Source organism: Deltaproteobacteria bacterium (assembly GCA_016875225.1).
In the GTDB taxonomy this organism is placed as follows: Bacteria; Myxococcota_A; UBA9160; order SZUA-336; family SZUA-336; genus VGRW01.
The window spans coordinates 1-17,884 of sequence record VGRW01000071.1 but is presented as its reverse complement, the minus strand read 5'-3'; the positions used below and the strand labels follow the sequence as shown (position 1 = coordinate 17,884).

Below are 17,884 nucleotides of genomic sequence, written 5' to 3'. Positions count from 1 at the left end.
TTTTGCGGAGATCTCGCGGATCCTGCTCGATCTCGAGCTCGCCGGGCTGCTGCTGCGCTCCGGCGTCCGGCTCGCCCGAGCGCGGCCCGCCTGAGGCGCGCGGGCTATGTTCCGCGCGTGGTGCCGGAAGCCGTATCGGTGGTCGGGGCGGGACTCGCGGGCTGCGAGGCCGCCTGGCAGCTCGCGCGCAGGGGCGTGCGCGTGCGCCTGTTCGAGATGCGGCCGGCGCGCCGCTCGCCCGCGCACTCGAGCGATGCGCTCGCGGAGCTGGTCTGCTCGAACAGCCTGCGCTCGGATGCGCGCGAGAACGCCGTCGGCCTGCTGCACGAGGAGCTGCGCCGCGCCGGGTCGCTCGTGCTAGCGGCCGCCGACGCCACGCGCGTTCCCGCGGGCTCGGCGCTGGCGGTGGATCGCGGCGCGTTCTCGGCATGGATGACCGAGCGGATCGAGGCGGAGCCGGCGATCGAGCTCGTGCGCCGCGAGGTAGCCGAGCTTCCCGAGGGCCTCTCGATCCTCGCGACCGGCCCGCTCACCAGCGACGCGCTCGCGGCAGAAGTTCAGAAGCTCTGCGGCGATTCGCTCTACTTCTACGACTCGATCGCGCCGGTGGTCCACGCCGACAGCCTCGACCTGGACGTGATCTTCCGCGCCTCGCGCTGGCGCGACGCCTCCGACGGCGGCGGCGACTACCTGAACATTCCCCTCTCGCGCGAGCAGTACCACGCGTTCGTCGCCGAGCTGCTCGCGGCCGAGAAGACGCCGCTGCACGAGTTCGAGAAGCCGCAGTACTTCGAGGGCTGCCTGCCGATCGAGGTGATGGCGGAGCGCGGGCCGCTCACGCTCGCGTTCGGCCCGATGAAGCCGGTCGGGCTCGAGGATCGGCGCGGCGGCCCTACACCGTTCGCGGTCGTTCAGCTCCGCCAGGAGGACAAGGCCGGCACGCTCTACAACCTGGTGGGCTTCCAGACCAAGATGAAGCAGGCCGAGCAGAAGCGGATCTTTCGCGGGCTGCCGGGAATGGACAACGCCGTGTTCGCGCGCTTCGGCTCGGTGCACCGCAACACCTTCATCCGTGCGCCCGAGCTTCTCGACGAGCGGCTCGAGCACCGGAGCCGACCCGGGCTCCACTTCGCCGGCCAGATGGCCGGCGTCGAGGGCTACGTCGAGTCGGCGGCGCTCGGCTTGCTCGCGGGGATCTTCGTCGCCGCGAAGGCGCGCCGCGGCGTCGCGCCGCTCCCGCCCGCGACGACGGCGCTCGGCGCGCTGCTCCGACACCTGCGCGAGGCCGATCCGCGCCACTTCCAGCCGATGAACGTGAACTTCGGCCTGTTCCCGCCGCTCGAGGGCTCGGCCGCGCGCGCACCGCGTCGCGAGCGCAACGGCCGCATCGCCGCGCGCGCGCTGGAGGCGCTCGAGCCGTGGACGGTCGAGGTCGGCGCCGTGCGCGAGGCACCGTGACGAGCGACGACGCGAGCGCGCTCGCCGCCTTCGGCCGCTACCTCGGAGCGGAGCGCGGGCTCTCCAAGCACACGCTCCGCGCGTACCTCTCCGAGGCCGAGCGCCTGGCCGAGCGCCCCGAGTGCCAGCGCTGCGGCGGGCTCGACCAGATCGACGCGCTCTCGGTCCGCTCCTACCTGGCGAGCTTCCACCGCGCGCACAAGCCCTCGACGCGAAACCGCCGGCTCGCGGCGCTCCGCTCGTTCTTCCGCTTCCGCGTGCGCAGCGGCGCGCGTGCGGCCGATCCGACCGAGGGCCTGCCCGGACCGAAGGCGGAGCGCCGGCTGCCGGCGCCGCTCTCGGCCGAGGACTGCGAGACCCTGGTCGAGGTCGAGGAGCGCGGTCGCGCGCCGAAGCTCGCGGTCCGCGACCGCGCGCTATTCGAGCTGCTCTACGGGACCGGTCTGCGCGTCGGTGAGCTCGCGCGACTGCGCGTTCGCGACTGGCACGCCGACCGCCACGAGCTGCGCGTGCTCGGCAAGGGCCACAAGGAGCGGATCGTTCCGGTGCCCGCAAAGGCGCGAGAGGCGCTCACGGCCTGGCTCGCGCTCCGCGAGCCGCAGGGCCTGCTCGCGAAGCCCCTGTTCACGAACGCGCGCGGGCTCGCGCTCTCCGAGCGCGGCGTGCGCGTGATCCTGCGCCGCAGGATGCTGCTGGCCGGAATCGCGCGGCCGGCGAGCCCCCACACGCTGCGGCACTCCTACGCGACGCACCTGCTCGACGCCGAGGTCGACCTGCGCGCGATCCAGGAGCTGCTCGGGCACGAGCGGCTCTCCACGACGCAGCGCTATACCCACGTCTCGGCGGAGCGGCTGGCGCGGGTCTACCGGCAGGCGCACCCTCGCGCGAAGGGAACCGGGAGCCCATGACGAAAGCGATCGAATTCCACGGAACCACGGTCGTCGCGGTGCGCCGAGCCGGGCGCGTCGTGCTCGCCGGCGATGGTCAGGTGACGATGGGCAGCACGGTGATGAAGCGCAACGCGCGCAAGATCCAGCGCCTGCGCGGCGGCAGCGTGCTCGCCGGCTTCGCGGGGTCCACCGCCGACGCGTTCGCGCTGGCGGAGCGCTTCGAGGCGAAGCTCGAGGAGCGGGGCGGGATCCTGCGCCGCGCCGCCGTCGAGCTCGCCAAGGACTGGCGCACCGATCGGATGATGCGCCGGCTCGAGGCGCTGCTGATCGTCGCCGACGCTCAGGATCTGCTGGTGATCTCGGGAAACGGCGACGTGATCGAGCCGGACGGCAGCGTGACCGCGATCGGCTCCGGCGGCCCGTACGCGCTCGCGGCGGCCCGGGCGCTCGTCGACGCGACGGAGCTCTCCGCGCGCGAGATCGCCGAGCGCGCGCTGCGCATCGCCGCGGAGATCTGCCTGTACACCAACGACCAGATCACGGTCGAGGAACTCGGCTCGTGAAGACGTTCACGCCGCGCGAGGTGGTGTCCGAGCTCGATCGCTTCATCGTCGGCCAGAACGCGGCGAAGCGCGCCGTCGCGATCGCGCTGCGCAATCGCTGGCGCCGGCAGCAGGTCGAAGGGGAGCTGCGCGACGAGATCCAGCCCAAGAACATCCTGATGATCGGCCCGACCGGCGTCGGCAAGACCGAGATCGCGCGGCGGCTCGCGAAGCTCGCGGCAGCGCCGTTCTGCAAGGTCGAGGCCTCGAAGTTCACCGAGGTCGGCTACGTGGGCCGGGACGTCGAGTCGATCGTGCGCGATCTGGTCGAGGTCGGGCTCGCGCTCGTGCGCGAAGAGGAGCTGGAGAAGGTTCGCGCGTCCGCCGAGCGGATCGCCGAGGAGCGCCTGCTCGACGCGCTGTTTCCGCGCAAGCCCGGCGCGATCACCGGTCTCGACACCACGCGCGAGCGGATGCGCGAGCTGCTGCGCGCGGGCGAGCTCGAGGAGCGCGAGGTCGAGATCGATCTGCCCGACCGCGCCGGGCCGGGGATCGACCTGTTCGCGCCGCCGGGCGCGGGGGATCTGGGCGTCGCGCTGAAGGACATGATGGGCGGCCTGCTGCCGAAGAAGACGCGGCCCCGGCGCGTGAAGGTCGCGCAGGCGCGCGAGCTGCTCCGCGACGACGAGGCCGGGCGAATGCTCGACAGCGAAGCGATCCGCGAGAAGGCCGTGCACCGCGTCGAGCAGAGCGGGATCGTCTTCATCGACGAGATCGACAAGATCGCCCGGCGCGAGGGGCACGGAGGTCCGGACGTCTCGCGCGAGGGCGTGCAGCGGGATCTGCTGCCGATCGTCGAGGGCACCAGCGTCGCGACCAAGCACGGAACCGTGCGCACCGACCACGTGCTGTTCATCGCCGCCGGCGCCTTCCACACCTCGCGCCCGTCCGATCTGATTCCCGAGCTGCAGGGCCGCTTTCCGATCCGGGTGGAGCTCGAGAGCCTGGACGAGGCGGCGTTTGTGCGGATCCTCGAGGAGCCGCACAATGCGCTCGTGAAGCAGTACCGGGCGTTGCTCGCGACCGAGGGCGTCGAGCTCTCGTTCAAGCCGGACGCGATTCGCGAGATCGCGCGGATCGCGGCGCTGGTGAACCAGTCGACCGAGAACATCGGTGCGCGCAGGCTCCACACGGTTCTCGAGCGATTGCTGGACGAGACGCTCTTCGAGGCGCCCGATTCGGCCGGAGCCCCGGTCAGCTTCGACGCCGCGCGCGTTCGCGACCACCTCGCCGACATCGCGGGCGACCGGGAGCTGTCCCGGTTCATCCTGTAGGCGCAGATGGAAGAGCTGATCCGCAAGGCGAAGATCCTGGTCGAGGTGCTGCCGTACATCCGTGCGTTCGGCGACAAGACCGTGGTCGTCAAGTACGGCGGCGCCGCGATGGAGAACGACGCGCTCAAGGCGTCGTTCGCCAAGGACGTGACACTTCTCCGGTTCATCGGGCTGCGGCCGGTGATCGTCCACGGCGGCGGCCCGCAGATCGGACGCATGCTCGCGCGACTCGGAAAGCAGTCCGAGTTCGTCGACGGAGTGCGCGTCACGGACGACGAGACCATGGAGGTGGTCGAGATGGTGCTCGGCGGTCAGATCAACGCCGAGATCGTCTCGCTGATCGGCGAGGCCGGCGGCCAGGCGATCGGGCTCACCGGCAAGGACGCGGGCGGCTTCCTGCGCGTGCGCACGCTGCTCGGCCCGGGCGGGCGCGACCTCGGCCGCGTCGGGACTCCGGAGAGCGTCGACGTCTCGGCTATCCGCACGCTCACCAAGGACGGGTTCATCCCGGTGATCGCGCCGGTGGGCGTCGACGCCGCAGGCGCGACGTACAACGTGAACGCGGACACGGCGGCCGGCGCGATCGCGGAGGCGCTCTCGGCCGAGAAGCTGATCCTGCTCACGGACGTCGTCGGCGTGCTGGACGAGGCGAAGACGCTGATCGCGCAGATGAGCGAGACGCAGGTCCGCGCGGCGATCGCCGACGGCACCGTGAAGGGCGGAATGATCCCGAAGCTCGAGTGCGCGGTGCACGCGCTCGAGCACGGCGTGACCGCCGCGCACGTGATCGACGGACGCGTGCCGCATGCGCTGCTGCTCGAGATCTTCACCGACGTCGGCGTCGGCACGAAGCTGGTTCGAGATGCCGCCCGCTGAGAAGGCGCCCAAGGATTTCCTCTCGATCGCGGACTGGCCGCGCGAGGAGATCGAACGCATGCTCGCGCGCGCGGCGGAGCTGAAGGACCTGCGCCGGCGCCGGGTGCCGGTGGATCCGCTGCGCGGCTGCTCGGTGCTGCTCTACTTCGCCAAGCCGAGTCTGCGCACGTTCGTGACCTTCGAGGTCGGGGTCGTCGAGCTCGGCGGGTACCCGGTCTATCTGCCGCCCGGGCAGGTCCAGATCGGAGAGCGCGAGCCGCCCGAGGACGTCGCGCGCAACCTCTCGCGCTGGTGCCATGCGATCGTCGCGCGCACCTACGGCCACGAGGTGATCGCGACGCTCGCGAAGCACGCGAGCGTTCCGGTGGTGAACGCGCTCACGGATCTGCTGCACCCCTGCCAGGCGATGGCCGACGCGCTCACGATCCTGGAGCACGGCGACCTGCGCCGCGACGAGCTCTGCTACGTCGGCGACGGAAACAACATGTGTCATTCGCTCCTGAACCTGGCCGGGTGCCTGGGCATGCGCATGGTCGTCTGCACGCCGAAGGGCTACGGGCCCGACGCGGGAATCCTGGCGAGCGCGAGCCGGCTGGCCGCGCACAACGGCGGACAGATCCGCCTGGTCGACGAGCCGCTGTCGGCGGTAAAGGGAGCGGGCTTCGTCTACACGGACGTCTGGGCCAGCATGGGGCAGGAGGCCGAGGCGGAGGAGCGGCGGAAGGTCTTCCGCCCGTTCCAGATCAACGCGGAGCTGCTCGCGGCCGCGCCCGCGCACGCCAAGCTCCTGCACTGCCTTCCGGCGCACCGCGGCGAGGAGATCACCGCCGAGGTCTTCGAGTCGGAACGCGCGATCGTCTTCGACCAGGCCGAGAATCGCCTGCACGCCCAGAAGGCGATCCTGGAGCGGCTGATCGCGGGCGCCTAGCCGCCCGCGTCGAGGGGCTGCGACAGCGCCGCCAATCGCGGCGTTTGGTGACCGGCGCTCTCAACTTCGGTTCGAGCCTCCCCGATAGCTTCGATGCGGAATTGCGCATCGGAGTGGAGGCAGGATGAGCTCGAGCCACGATCGTGATGCGGCCTCGCTCGAGGCAGCGCGGACGAACGTGCGCGTCGATCTGCCGGACGCGTTCCAGGCGGAGATCCGGGAGCTCGCGCGAACGCTTCCCGAGCTCGACTACTTCCAGCTGCTCGGCGTCGCGCGCGACGCCTCGGGCGACGAGATCCGCGACGCGTTCTTCGAGCGCTCCAAGCGCTTCCACCCGGACCGCTACTTCACCAAGCAGCTCGGCGCGTACGGAGCGCTGCTGACCGAGATCTACAAGCGCATCGTCGCTGCGCACGACGTGCTCCGGGATCCGAAGCTCCGCTCCAGCTACCAGAAGTCGCTGCCCGAGGCCAAGACCGCCGCGAAGCCCAAGCCGACGGCCGCGCAGGCGCAGGTCGCGCCGCGCCGGGCTCCGCCGTCGCCCGCCGGCCGCGGCTCGTCGCTGCGCAATCGCCTCGGCCTGCAGTCGCCGGGGCTCGTGCTCGGCTCGCTCGAGAAAGCGCTCGAGCAGAGCCGCGCGCGCGCGCGCAAGCACTTCGACGCGGCGCTGCAGCAAAAGACGGCCGGCGACTGGGCGCGCGCCGCGCAGCTCGTCGAGCTGGCGCTCGCCTTCGACCCGCGCGAGAAGCAGTACCACGACGAGCTGGCCGACCTGCTCCCGCGCGCGAATGCCGAGCGCGCGGCGGACGTGCGGCGCAAGGCGGAGCTGCTGCTGCACGGAGATCGCGTCGGCGCCGCAGAGCTGCTCGAGGAGGCCTCGCAGCTCTGCCCGACGGACGCGGAGCTCGCGCACCGGCTCTCGAACCTCCTGGCCGATCTCGGCAGCGACCTCGCGAAGGCGGCGCTCTACGGCGAGCGCGCCGCCTCGCTCGACGAGGACAACGTGCGCTTCCGGAAATCGCTGGGGACGATCTACCGCCGCATCGGCGAGCCGCAGAAGGCGCGCAAGCACCTGCAGCGGGCCTGGGAGCTCGATCCATTGGACAAAGAGATCCGCGTGGCGTTGCAGACACTATGAAGCGTTGCGAGTCGTGAGGAAAAGACGATGAGTCGAGTGATCGGAATCGACCTGGGTACGACGAACTCGTGCGTGGCCATCCTCGAAGAGGGCCAGCCGGTGGTGATCCCGAATACCGGCGGCTACAAGACCACGCCATCGATCTTCGCCGTGACCGAGGAGGACAAGCGCCTGGTCGGCCACCTCGCGAAGCGACAGGCGGTCACCAACGCCAGGAACACCGTGTACGCGGCGAAGCGGCTGATCGGGCGCTCGTACGACTCGCCGGAAGTCGCGAGCTTCAGGCAGCTCCTTCCGTACGAGCTCACCGAGGGCCCGAACAACGACGTGCGCGTGCGCGTCGCCGGCCGCGTGTACACGATCCCCGAGATCTCCGGCATCGTGCTGCGCGAGATGAAGCGCGTCGCCGAGGAGTACCTCGGCGATACGGTGCAGCAGGCGGTCATCACGGTGCCCGCGTACTTCAACGACGCCCAGCGACAGACCACACGCGACGCCGGCCGGATCGCGGGCCTCGAGCTGCTGCGCATCATCAACGAGCCGACCGCCGCCGCGCTCGCCTACGGGTTCGGCCGCGACAAGACCGAGACGGTCGCCGTCTACGACCTCGGCGGCGGCACCTTCGACATCTCGATCCTGCAGATGGGAAAGGGCGTGATCGAGGTTCTGGCGACGAGCGGCGACACGCAGCTCGGCGGCGAGGACTTCGACCGGATCGTCGTCCGCCACCTGCTCGCCTCTTTCCGCGACAAGGAGGGGGTCGATCTGGGCAGCGACACGATGGCGCTGCAGCGGCTGAAGGACGCGGCGGAGAAGGCGAAGTGCGATCTGTCGCAGGTGACCTCGAGCGAGATCAACCTGCCGTTCATCGCGGCGGACGCCGAGGAGAACGCGCTGCACATGAGCGTCGTGCTCACGCGCGAGAAGCTCGAGGAGCTCACCGGCGAGCTCGTCGAGCGCACGCGCGGCATCGTGCAGCGCGCGCTCGAGGACGCGAAGGTCACGCCCGCGCAGATCGATCAGGTCCTGCTGGTGGGCGGGCAGACGCGAATGCCGCTGGTGCAGCGCTTCGTCGCGCAGCTCTTCGGAAAGACGCCCCACAAGGGCGTGAACCCCGACGAGGTCGTGGCGGTGGGCGCGGCGATCCAGGCCGCGATGCTCACCGAGGAGAAGGAGGGTCCGCTGCTGGTCGACGTGACGCCGCTCTCGCTGGGCATCGCGACCTTCGGCGGGCACTTCGCACGCCTGATCGACCGCAACAAAACGGTGCCGACCTCGCGCCAGGAGACCTTCACGACCACGCGCGACAACCAGACCGCCGTGAAGATCCGCGTGCTGCAGGGCGAGAGCGACCTCGCCGACGAGAACGATCTACTCGGCGAGTTCGTGCTGGCGGGAATTCCCGTCGGCCCGAAGGGCGCGCCCGAGATCGAGGTCACCTTCGACATCGACGCGAACGGCATCGTCTCGGTCTCGGCCCGCGATCTGGCGACGGGGCGCGCGCAGTCGATCCAGGTCAACCCGCGCGGCACGCTCTCGCCAGACGAGATCGAGCGGCTGGCGCGACAGTACGGTCAGAGCGACGAGGTCGCGGTTCGGGGCTAGGACGGGAAGCTTTGAGCAACTCACGACACGATGAAGTGACGCGCCTGCTGAAGCGAGGGCTCAACCACTACGGGTTGGGCGATCTCGACGGCGCGATCTCGTGCTGGGAGCAGGCTCGCGCGCTCGACCCCGAGAACCAGGCGGTGCACGACTACCTCGAGACCGCGTACGAAGAGAACGGCGGCGCGCGCAAGCCGCCGGCTCCCGTCACGGCGGGCCCGCGCGCCACCGGCCCCGCGGCGGGTCGGCCCGCGCAGCCGGCCCCGACCGGGCGGATCGTCACCGACGACGACGACACGCCGAAAAGCGGTCCGATCATCGAGTTCGACGCCGAAGACGACCCCGACACGCAGCTGCAGCTCGCCCTGCAGTCGTACAAGGAGGGCCGCTTCGACGACGCCTGGCGCGAGCTGAACGACGTCGCGAAGTCGCAGCCGTCCCGGCTCGACGTACAGGGCTACCTGCAGCTCGTCCGCAACGAGCGCGCGCAGACCTGGGCCAAGGAGATCGGGGACCAGGGGCGGGTGCTGCGCCGGCGCATCAGCACCGCCGAGATCATGAAATTGAAGCTCAAGCCGGACGAAGGCTTCATGCTCGCGCAGGTCGACGGCCGGCTCTCGATCGCAGATCTGATCAGCCTTTCGACCTCGGACCGCGTCCGCACGCTCGAGATCATCGCCAAGCTGATCCGCGATCAGATCATCGAGTAGCCGCGGGCTCGCTGACGAAGCGCAGCAGATGCGGCAGCAGGCGCCGCATCGGATCCGTGTCCGGCGCGATCCTTCCGAACAGCGCGTAGACGTGCGCGAGCGTGCGCGCCCAGAGCAGCAGCTCTCTCGGCACACGGAAGGCGCGGCTCTCGCGCAGCAGCCGCTTGCCGAGCCCCGTGAGCGCCTGGATGCCCGCGGCGTTCGCGCCCAGCGCTCGGGCGGCTCCGGCGTCCAGCGCGGCGGCGAGGGCCGCGCGCGCCTCGGCCTCGCGGCCCGGCAGGAGCGCGTTCGAGCGCCCGAGTCCGGCGAGCAGCGCGTCGACGTCTCGGGCGAGCAGCGCTTTCATGCCCAGGCGCAGCTCTTCGCGAAGCTGCGGCGAGAGGCGCTGCGCCAGGCCGAAATCGATGAACAGGACGCGCGGCTCGGGGCCGGGCTCGTCGACCACGTAGAGGTTTCCGGCGTGGGGGTCGGCGTGGAATAGCCCGTGGCCGAAGATCTGCCGGCCGTAGGCGTCCGCGACGATCGCGAGCACCGCCTCGGCCGCGACGCCGCGCGCCTCGAGGGCAGGGCGATCGTCGATCCGCAGCCTCGCGACGTAGTCGAGCGTGAGCACGCTTCGCGTGGTCGCCTCCCAGTGCACGCGCGGCACCAACACCCGGGAATCGTCGGCGAGATCGCGCGCGATCGATTCGGCGGCCTGCCCTTCGCGCTCGAAGTCGATCTCGTTCAGCAACGCTTCGGAGAGCTCGTCGACGAGCTCGCCGGCGTCGCCGCGGCCGAGCCATGGACCGAGCAGCCAGGCGACTCGCCGCAGGCCGCGCAGATCGCGCTCGACCCGCTCGGGCGTGAGCTCGGCGTGGCGCACCTTGACCGCGACCTGCTCCCCGCCGCGCAGGCGCGCGCGGTGCACCTGCGCGATCGAGGCCGTGCCGAGCGGCCGGGGATCGATCCACGCGAAGCGCTCCGCCGTCCCGAGCGCGCGCGCGAGCTCCGCGCGGATCTGCTCGAAGGGAACCGGCGGCGCGGAGTCGGCGAGCGCGCCGAAGGGCGCGCGAAACTCGTCCGAAAGTGCGTCCGCGCGGATCGCCAGCTGCTGGCCCAGCTTCGTGTAGACCCCGCGAAGCGAGCCGAGCTCCGCGGCGATCCTGCGCCCGGCCTCCGCTTCGCGCTCCGCGCGCGTCCGGCGGCCCGCCAGCGGCCCGACGTTGCTCGCTGCCGCGCGCAGCGCGGCGCCCGCGAGGCTCGCGAGCGGAAAACGGCGCCGCCGCTCCGAGCTCGCGTATGCCGTCATGCGGCGGAGTCTAGACGCGACGCATCATTGCGTCCTCTCGTAGCCCGGAAACTTGCGCGAGAGCTGCACATTCCTGTGTCGGATCGGCTCGTAAGCTTGACACCAAGTTAGCCCACGTAATAGAAACGGCCACCGGTCATCGCGATCGAAAGACTTCTCCCTAGGGGGGCTTCTGCGACCTGTGCGCCGGTAGGGCCGGATCGATTTCGCTTCTGGCCGCGGCGCGAAGCGCCGCGGGGTTCGACGGGGAGGGGCATTGAGCAGGTTGTTCATCGCGCGAAGATTGTGCGCCGTCGGCTGCCTCGGACTGTTCGCGTTGCTCTCCAGCGGCTGCGTGGAGGAGTCCTACGAGGAGAAGTACGCGGAGGGGGCGATCGACCTGCCGGACGATCTCTACGCCGTCACCGCGATCGGCACCGAGCACATGTGGGCGGGCGGCTACTTCGGCGCGATCTACCGCACCACCGACGGCGGAAAGAGCTGGCGAAAGCTCGACAGCCTGACCGACCAGTCGATCTACGACATCGACTTCGCCGACGAGAAGAACGGCTGGGCCGTGGGCCGGCGCGGATTCGTGATCCACACCACCGACGGCGGTGACACCTGGGAGCCGCAGAGCATCCCGCGCAAGCCGGCGCAGCACCTGTTCGCGATCACGGCGATCGACGCGAACACGGCCTGGGCGGTCGGGGACTGGGGCGGTCGCTACTTCACGGCCGACGCCGGCAAGACCTGGCAGGACCGCTCCTTCCTGCTCACCGAGGATCACCCGAGCTTCAAGTACCTCTCCGACGACGAGCTCGATGCGTTCGAGCGCGGCGAGAAGCTCTACGACGACGTCTTCCTGAACGACGTCTTCTTCGTGGACCAGAAGCTCGGCTGGATGGCCGGCGAGTACGGCCACATCTACCGCACCGAGGACGGCGGCGAGACCTGGGCGCGCGGGCAGATCGTCGGCACGGTCAGCTTCGACGAGATCGTCTTCCCGCAGGGCGAGAAGAAGGTGCCGAAGGAGCGCTGGGAGCAGATCTTCGCGGCGACGAAGGTGCTGGAGCAGAAGCCGTACCTGCGCATCGAGCTCGAGGGGCTGATCACGGCCCAGGAGCTGCGCGCGCGCGGCGACACGTTCCTGGCCGACGAGCGCGCCGACGAGATCCAGAAGTTCCTGGAGAACGAGGGCATCAACCAGGATCGCATCAAGATCAAGAACGCGACGCCGCTCGATCAGGAAGGCGTCGACATGAAGGCGTTCGCGGAGCACAAGCTCTCGCCGGTTCCCGCGCTGCGGATCCAGGTGATCGAGACGCCGTTCCTCTTCGACGTGAAGTTCAAGGACGCGGACAATGGCCTGATCGCGGGCCTGGGCGGCGTGCTGCTCCGCTCCAGCGACGGCGGGCGGACCTGGAACTACCTGCCGAGCGGTTCGAAGCAGGCGCTGTTCTCGGGCGTGTTCGCGGAATCCAACCTGGTCGTGGTCGGTGAGAAGGGCGTGCGCCGGATCAGCGACGACGGCGGCGCGACTTTCAGCCGCCTGGGCGACGAGGACGGCAAGGGCCGCTTCCCGGCCGACAAGCACGGATACTTCCGCGACGTGATCTGCGGAACGCCGAGCGTGTGCTGGATGGTCGGCGCAGCCGGGAACGTGCTGCGCTCGACCGACGCTGGACTCAGCTGGTTCGAGATCCTGCCGCAGCCGGAGCAGATTCCGGCCACCGGCGCGGGGGAGTGAGAATGTCGGATCAGAAGCCCGATCGCGGTCCCGTCGAGGAGAACCTGCCCGAGAGCGCGTTCTCGATGCGCTTTGGCCGCTTCATCATGAAGTACCGCTTCGCGACGCTGATGACGCTGCTCAGCATCGCGGTCTTCTTCGCGTTTCCGCTGGTGAACGCCGCCTACTACAACTACACCGCGGCACGCAGCGAGACCGGCGAGGGCGAGCTCCTGCTCGGCGTGAAGGCGCGGTTCCGCGTCGACGCGAACGTGCGCAAGACCTATCCCGAGCACCCGTACATCCACGCGCAGGACAAGTTCTCTGGCAAGTTCGGATCGGCCTCGTTCATCGCGATCGCGGTGATCAAGAAGGAAGGCCAGATCTACGACTACGACTTCCTCGAGAAGGTCTCGCGGATCACGGACAAGCTCGACCAGGCGCCCAACGTCAACCACTACCAGGTGCGAAGCCTCTCGCACATCAACACGCGCGTGATCCACATCGAGCCCGACGGTGCGATCGAGGCCGTGCCGCTGCTCGAGGAGATCCCCGAAGAGGACGAGGACCTCCAGAAGCTGAAGGAGACCGTGCTCGAGAACCCGGGAATGATCTACGGGCAGCTCGTCTCGCGCGACCACCGCGCCTGCCTGGTCTCGGCGGGCTTCATCACCCACCGGCTCGACAACAGCGAAGCCTACCTGAAGCTCTTCAACTACCTGGAGAACCTGAAGGCGGAGGAAGAGGCGGACGGCACCGCGGAGATCTACATCTCGGGCGCGCCGATGGCCACCGGCTACGTGATCACGCAGGCGTTCGAGATGGGCTACTACCTGCTGCTCACGATCGTCCTGCTGTTCTTCCTGCTGCTGGCGTACTTCCGACGCCTGCACGGCGTGGCGATCCCGATGGTCGCGGGTCTGGCGACCTCGATCTGGGGCATGGGCTTCTGCGCCTGGCTGGGCATCACGCTCGACCCGCTGATCCTCGTGATCCCGCTGCTGATCACGGCCCGCTCGATCTCGCACACGATCCAGATGGCCGAGCGCTTCTTCGAGGACTACGAGATGGAGTGCGAGGCGCTGGAGCGCAAGCTCGGGCGCAAGATGACGCCGCAGGAGGCGGACGAGGCCAAGATCGAGACGGCCACCACCGCGATGGCCAAGCTGATGCTGCCCGGAATGCTCGGGATCATCACCGACGCGGCGGGGCTCGCGGTCTGCTTCCTGACCACGATCCAGACCATGCGAGACCTGTCGATCTTCGGCTCGTTCTGGGTGGTCGCGATCATCTTCAACGTGATCCTGCTGCACCCGATCATGATCGCGTACCTGCCGCCGCCGCACGCCTACGTGCACTTCACGCCGCGCTGGATGCAGGCGTTCCTGAACTTCGCCGGGAACGTGGCCACCGGGGCGCGGAGCAAGTTCGTGCTGGCGGGCAGCGTCGCGCTGATGCTCGGAATCGCGACCTACTACGTGCTGTTCCACACCACGATCGGCGAGAGCCGGCCGGGCGTGCCGATCTTCTGGCCCGATCACCCGTTCAACGTCGCGACCGCGAAGCTCGGCGAGACGTTCGGCGGTGTCGACCAGATGACGATCTTCGTCGACGGCGACGGCAAGAGCGCGAGCTCCGACGGCCTGGTGCTGCAGCGCATGGAGGCGATGCAGCGCTGGATGCGCAAGTACGTCGAGCCGGGAGCGACGATCTCGCTGGTCGACATCATCAAGCAGTACTGGCTGGTGAACCACTACGCCGACCCGAAGTGGGGCTTCGTTCCCGACTCGGCGCAGACCGTCGGCGGGATCATCTTCCAGCTGCAGAAGAGCAGCATTCCCGGCTTCCTGCGCCCGTTCCTGACCGAGGACGCGGAGGACGCGAACATCACGTTCTTCTTCCGCGACCACAAAGGGAAGACGATCGAGCGCGCGATCCACTACGCCAAGCAGTTCATCGACGAGAACCCGATGGGGCGCATCAGCGTGCGGCTGGTCGAGGACCAGGGGGGACTGCTCTCGGCCGCGTACTACTTGTTCGGCCCGGTCCTGTTCCCGCGCCACAGCGAGATGGTCGTGCAGGTCGCCGACATCAACGAGGACCAGAAGATCACCGGCTACCAGCCGAAGGACGCCGTGAAGGTCGGCCGCTGGACGGAGCCGGTGGACGCGGCCGAGGTCGAGAAGAACGTCGTCGCGGCGATCAAGTCGCTCGCGCTGAAGAAGCTGCCCGAGATCGATCGCTCCTCGCGGCTGAGGAAGGATCTGGGACTCGACTCGCAGCGCCTGGGCAAGATCGGCGACAAGCTTTCGACCGAGTTCGACTACCGGGTCGAGACCGTCGACGCCACCAAGGAAGAGGTGGTGCAGCGCACGGAGACCGTCGGCGAGCTCATCGACCACATCGCGAGCCGCAGCGTCTACTACATCGACGAGGAGTGGAAGACCGACGAGGGGAACATCACGGCGCAGACGATCCGGTACTGCCGCCACTACTGCCCCTACGAGCTCTGGACCCAGAACACGAAGTTCAAGGACACCTCGTTCAACCCGCAGCGCACCAACACCTACACGCGCGGCGCGGAGTTCGTGCTCGCCGGCGGAATCATGGGCGTGTACGCGGCCGTGAACGAAGAGGTCGAGCGCGGCCACATCGCGAACATCGTGCTGATCTTCCTGATCTGCTACGCGTTCGTGGCGATCAGCTACCGCTCGAACTCGTCGGGGCTGATCCTGGTGTTCAGCCTCGCGGTGGCGACGATCGGCTCGCTCGCCTACATGGCGCTGCGCGAGACGGGGCTCACGATCCAGACTCTGCCGGTCCAGTCGGTCGGCGTCGGAATCGGCGTGGACTACTCGCTCTACGTCACCGACCGGATCAAGCAGGAATACACCTGGTGCGGCGACCTCGACGAGGCGATCCGCCGCGCGATCCGGACCACCGGCATGGCGGTCTCGTTCACGGCGACGACGCTGATCGCCGGCATCGTCGTCTGGTCGTTCAGCAACCTGCGCTTCCAGGCCGAGATGGCGCAGCTCCTGAGCATCTTGATGGGCATGAACATGCTGGGCGCGGTCTTTCTGGTTCCGGCCTGTGTGTCGATCGTGCGGCCGAAGTTCTTCTCGGCGTCACCCACCGTGTCGTCGGAGCAACATGACATGGGTGGCTCGCAGCCGAAGGCCGCTGCCGGGGGTGTTGGGTAGGTCATGACCGTCGCGGCCGAAGGCCACGCGGTCTCGTGTTGTGCGCAGATGAGGGGAATGCGATGAGGGGAAGGCTTGGCGCCGGAAAAGTGGCCGCTCTGGTCCTCGGCACGCTGCTGATCGGGATCGGGCTCGCGCGCACGTCCGCTGCTGCGTTCGAGTGGGAGCTGCCGGGCGAGCGCAAGTTCTCGATCCACGGCTTCTACGAGTCGCGGCTCATGTTCGTCGGCTCGGAGCTGCCTCTGAACGGCGCGACCTGGTCGAGTTGGCGACATGTGCTCAGCACCGAGCTCGAATTCAACGCGTTCCCCGACGGCTTCGGGCCGTTCGACTCGATGTTCCTCTTCTCGCGCTTCCTGATCAGCTACGACTGCATCTACACGCGCGCCTGCGGCACCTTCAACAGCGCCGACTCGTACGGCGACGACCAGCGCAAGGCCGTACGACAACCGCTCTCGCTCGACGACGACGTAGAGAACAACCCGGCGTACTTCGCCGGCCTGCTCAAGCAGAGGTACCGCCCCGGCTCGCTGGTTCCCGCGAGCGAGGAAATCAATCCGGGCCGGCGCTACCGCGACTGTGAGAATCCGCCCGGGGTGTTCTCGAATCCGTTTCCCCTGGCCGTCTTCTGCAACCTGAACAACCGCTCTCCGCTGGACAACCCGAACAACCAGACGGGAAACAAGACCTGGGAGGTTCGCGCGGGAGCGTTCCACCCCTTCACGCGCCCGAGCCTGACGGCCGCGGCGCGTTCCACGGTCGGAGATGCCGAGTACTTTCGCCTTCAGGCGCTGCTGATCAACGGCAGCGTCCTGTCGCACTCCCAGCGAGCGCAGCGCCTCGCGCTTTTCGCGGAGGCCAGCGAGACGACCGACCCGACGCTCGCGGCCGCTCTCACGGCACAGGCGGACGCGATTCTCGGCACTCCGGAGACGACCTTCGACGCCAACATTCCTGGACTCCTGGGCACGCGGCCGGACCAGAATCGCTTCGCGCTCCTGGCCGACAGCATGGCGCCGGAGCTGCTCACGGCGAAGTGGGGCTCCAGCCGGCTTCGCAACATGGTCTGGCCGTTCCTGGCGACGATCGACACGCCGATCCGCCCGGAAGGGTACTTAGCGGGCGGGGGCGCGCTGAACACGATCGGCCACTACGACCAGGCGCTCGGCGAGACTCTGGTCGCCAACATCGGCGGCCTGCCGGGGGCGAGCGACGCCGACGGCTCGCCGGTCTACTCGGCGGCGAACGCCGCCAACCGGATCAACCCCTTCTTCGTCGGTCCCGACGGCCTGCGCGACACGGCCGACGATCTGCCCTACGTCACGAACAACACCCGCGCCCAGGACGTCGGGTACGTGCTCGCGGCCCCGATCGCGGGTTCCGGCGCGCTCGACCAGGACCGCTTCGACGCCACCTTCGGCCGCGGCACTGCAACCGACCCCGCCCGGAGGATCTACTCCCTCACCGCGCAGCGCGAGGTGCAGAGCGCGCTCGACCCCAATTCGACCAAGCTGGTCGAGCTCTATGGCGTGTACTCCTCCGACTACCTGATCAGCCGCGGCTGCCCCGCCGCCGGCGGCACCTACAACCGCGTCTTGGGGACGTGCCTCTCGGGCTCGCAGGATCTGAGCGCGCAGGCGCTCGCGCTCGGTTGTGGAGCGGCCGCAAAGGCCAGCTCGACCCTGAACATCGGCACGAACGGCGACGGGGACTGCATCGAGGTCAACACCTCGTCACCCACGTCGGCGGCCGCCCGCCAGGCGAGAGTCCAGTTCGAGGTGCTCGGCCTGCTCGGCGACCTGAACGCCCGGCCGATCGAGTCGATCGTCGAGCCACTCGACACGACCGATTTCCGCTCCGTCGCCGACGGCGGGCCGAGCAACACCTTGCCGGCGCGACCGCGCTCGGCCGACAACGGCATCGTCTTCGAGTCACCGGGCCAGCGCCACGAATATCAGCAGTACCACAACCTGGTCTCGAATCTCGATCTGAAGTACAGCGTGGATTCTCTGCAGTGGAACCACGGCGCGAGCCAGGACGAGCACGAGTTCGCCGAGGGCTACCTCGAGTTCGAGATGGCGGACAGCCAGATCTACACCCGGGTCGGCAAGCTGATCCAGGTCTGGGGCAAGACGGAGCTGTACCGCAACCAGGACCGCAACAACCCGCTCGACATCGGCAACGGCATCTTCGCGCCTTCT

At 69.0% G+C, this 17,884-nt stretch carries 13 protein-coding genes; 12 read left to right on the top strand and 1 reads right to left on the bottom strand.

The features are described from left to right. Positions 1-90: 90 nt before the first annotated feature. From FJ108_14600 to FJ108_14560, 9 genes are all read left to right on the top strand, one after another. Positions 91-1,458 (top strand): methylenetetrahydrofolate--tRNA-(uracil(54)-C(5))-methyltransferase (FADH(2)-oxidizing) TrmFO, encoded by a 1,368-nt coding sequence (locus FJ108_14600; GenBank protein ID MBM4337112.1) that lies wholly within the window; start codon positions 91-93, stop codon positions 1,456-1,458. Next, positions 1,419-2,366, top strand: a complete 948-nt coding sequence (locus tag FJ108_14595) for a tyrosine recombinase XerC (protein ID MBM4337111.1) — start codon at positions 1,419-1,421, stop codon at positions 2,364-2,366. Before FJ108_14600 ends, FJ108_14595 begins: the two co-directional genes overlap by 40 nt. Further along, the gene (gene hslV / locus FJ108_14590; protein MBM4337110.1) at positions 2,363-2,911 is read left to right on the top strand and encodes an ATP-dependent protease subunit HslV; all 549 of its coding nucleotides are present in this window, start codon (positions 2,363-2,365) and stop codon (positions 2,909-2,911) included. The genes FJ108_14595 and hslV overlap by 4 nt, the downstream gene beginning before the upstream one ends. Continuing rightward, a complete protein-coding gene (gene hslU, locus FJ108_14585) occupies positions 2,908-4,224 on the top strand; it encodes an ATP-dependent protease ATPase subunit HslU (protein MBM4337109.1) in 1,317 nt (438 codons plus the stop codon). The genes hslV and hslU overlap by 4 nt, the downstream gene beginning before the upstream one ends. 6 nt (positions 4,225-4,230) lie before the next feature. After that, positions 4,231-5,100 carry an acetylglutamate kinase gene (gene argB / locus FJ108_14580; protein MBM4337108.1) on the top strand — a complete coding sequence of 290 codons (870 nt, stop codon included), beginning with the start codon at positions 4,231-4,233 and terminating at the stop codon, positions 5,098-5,100. Continuing rightward, positions 5,087-6,028 carry an ornithine carbamoyltransferase gene (gene argF, locus FJ108_14575; GenBank protein ID MBM4337107.1) on the top strand — a complete coding sequence of 314 codons (942 nt, stop codon included), beginning with the start codon at positions 5,087-5,089 and terminating at the stop codon, positions 6,026-6,028. Before argB ends, argF begins: the two co-directional genes overlap by 14 nt. 124 nt (positions 6,029-6,152) lie before the next feature. After that, the gene (locus tag FJ108_14570) at positions 6,153-7,166 is read left to right on the top strand and encodes a hypothetical protein (GenBank protein MBM4337106.1); all 1,014 of its coding nucleotides are present in this window, start codon (positions 6,153-6,155) and stop codon (positions 7,164-7,166) included. 27 nt (positions 7,167-7,193) lie between these two features. After that, the gene (dnaK, locus tag FJ108_14565; GenBank protein MBM4337105.1) at positions 7,194-8,771 is read left to right on the top strand and encodes a molecular chaperone DnaK; all 1,578 of its coding nucleotides are present in this window, start codon (positions 7,194-7,196) and stop codon (positions 8,769-8,771) included. Positions 8,772-8,806: 35 nt separating this feature from the next. Next, positions 8,807-9,481 carry a tetratricopeptide repeat protein gene (locus FJ108_14560; protein ID MBM4337104.1) on the top strand — a complete coding sequence of 225 codons (675 nt, stop codon included), beginning with the start codon at positions 8,807-8,809 and terminating at the stop codon, positions 9,479-9,481. Here FJ108_14560 and FJ108_14555 read toward each other — a convergent pair. Beyond that, positions 9,471-10,772 (bottom strand): AarF/ABC1/UbiB kinase family protein, encoded by a 1,302-nt coding sequence (locus FJ108_14555; GenBank protein ID MBM4337103.1) that lies wholly within the window; start codon positions 10,770-10,772, stop codon positions 9,471-9,473. The genes FJ108_14560 and FJ108_14555 overlap by 11 nt on opposite strands. 256 nt (positions 10,773-11,028) lie before the next feature. On the opposite strand from FJ108_14555, the gene FJ108_14550 reads away from it, so the two are divergent. From FJ108_14550 to FJ108_14540, 3 genes are all read left to right on the top strand, one after another. Further along, positions 11,029-12,501 (top strand): hypothetical protein, encoded by a 1,473-nt coding sequence (locus tag FJ108_14550; protein MBM4337102.1) that lies wholly within the window; start codon positions 11,029-11,031, stop codon positions 12,499-12,501. 2 nt (positions 12,502-12,503) lie between these two features. After that, complete coding sequence (locus FJ108_14545) at positions 12,504-15,683, top strand: hypothetical protein (GenBank protein ID MBM4337101.1); 3,180 nt, start codon at positions 12,504-12,506, stop codon at positions 15,681-15,683. Positions 15,684-15,745: 62 nt separating this feature from the next. After that, the coding region (locus FJ108_14540; GenBank protein ID MBM4337100.1) for a hypothetical protein at positions 15,746-17,884 on the top strand (2,139 nt) is incomplete at its 3' end.

Coding starts and splice junctions, on each gene's coding strand:
- FJ108_14570 (MBM4337106.1), top strand. CDS start 6,153: ATGAGCTCGAGCCACGATCGTGATGCGGCCTCGCTCGAGGCAGCGCGG.
- argB (MBM4337108.1), top strand. CDS start 4,231: ATGGAAGAGCTGATCCGCAAGGCGAAGATCCTGGTCGAGGTGCTGCCG.
- dnaK (MBM4337105.1), top strand. CDS start 7,194: ATGAGTCGAGTGATCGGAATCGACCTGGGTACGACGAACTCGTGCGTG.
- FJ108_14545 (MBM4337101.1), top strand. CDS start 12,504: ATGTCGGATCAGAAGCCCGATCGCGGTCCCGTCGAGGAGAACCTGCCC.
- FJ108_14555 (MBM4337103.1), bottom strand. CDS start 10,772: ATGACGGCATACGCGAGCTCGGAGCGGCGGCGCCGTTTTCCGCTCGCG.
- argF (MBM4337107.1), top strand. CDS start 5,087: ATGCCGCCCGCTGAGAAGGCGCCCAAGGATTTCCTCTCGATCGCGGAC.
- hslV (MBM4337110.1), top strand. CDS start 2,363: ATGACGAAAGCGATCGAATTCCACGGAACCACGGTCGTCGCGGTGCGC.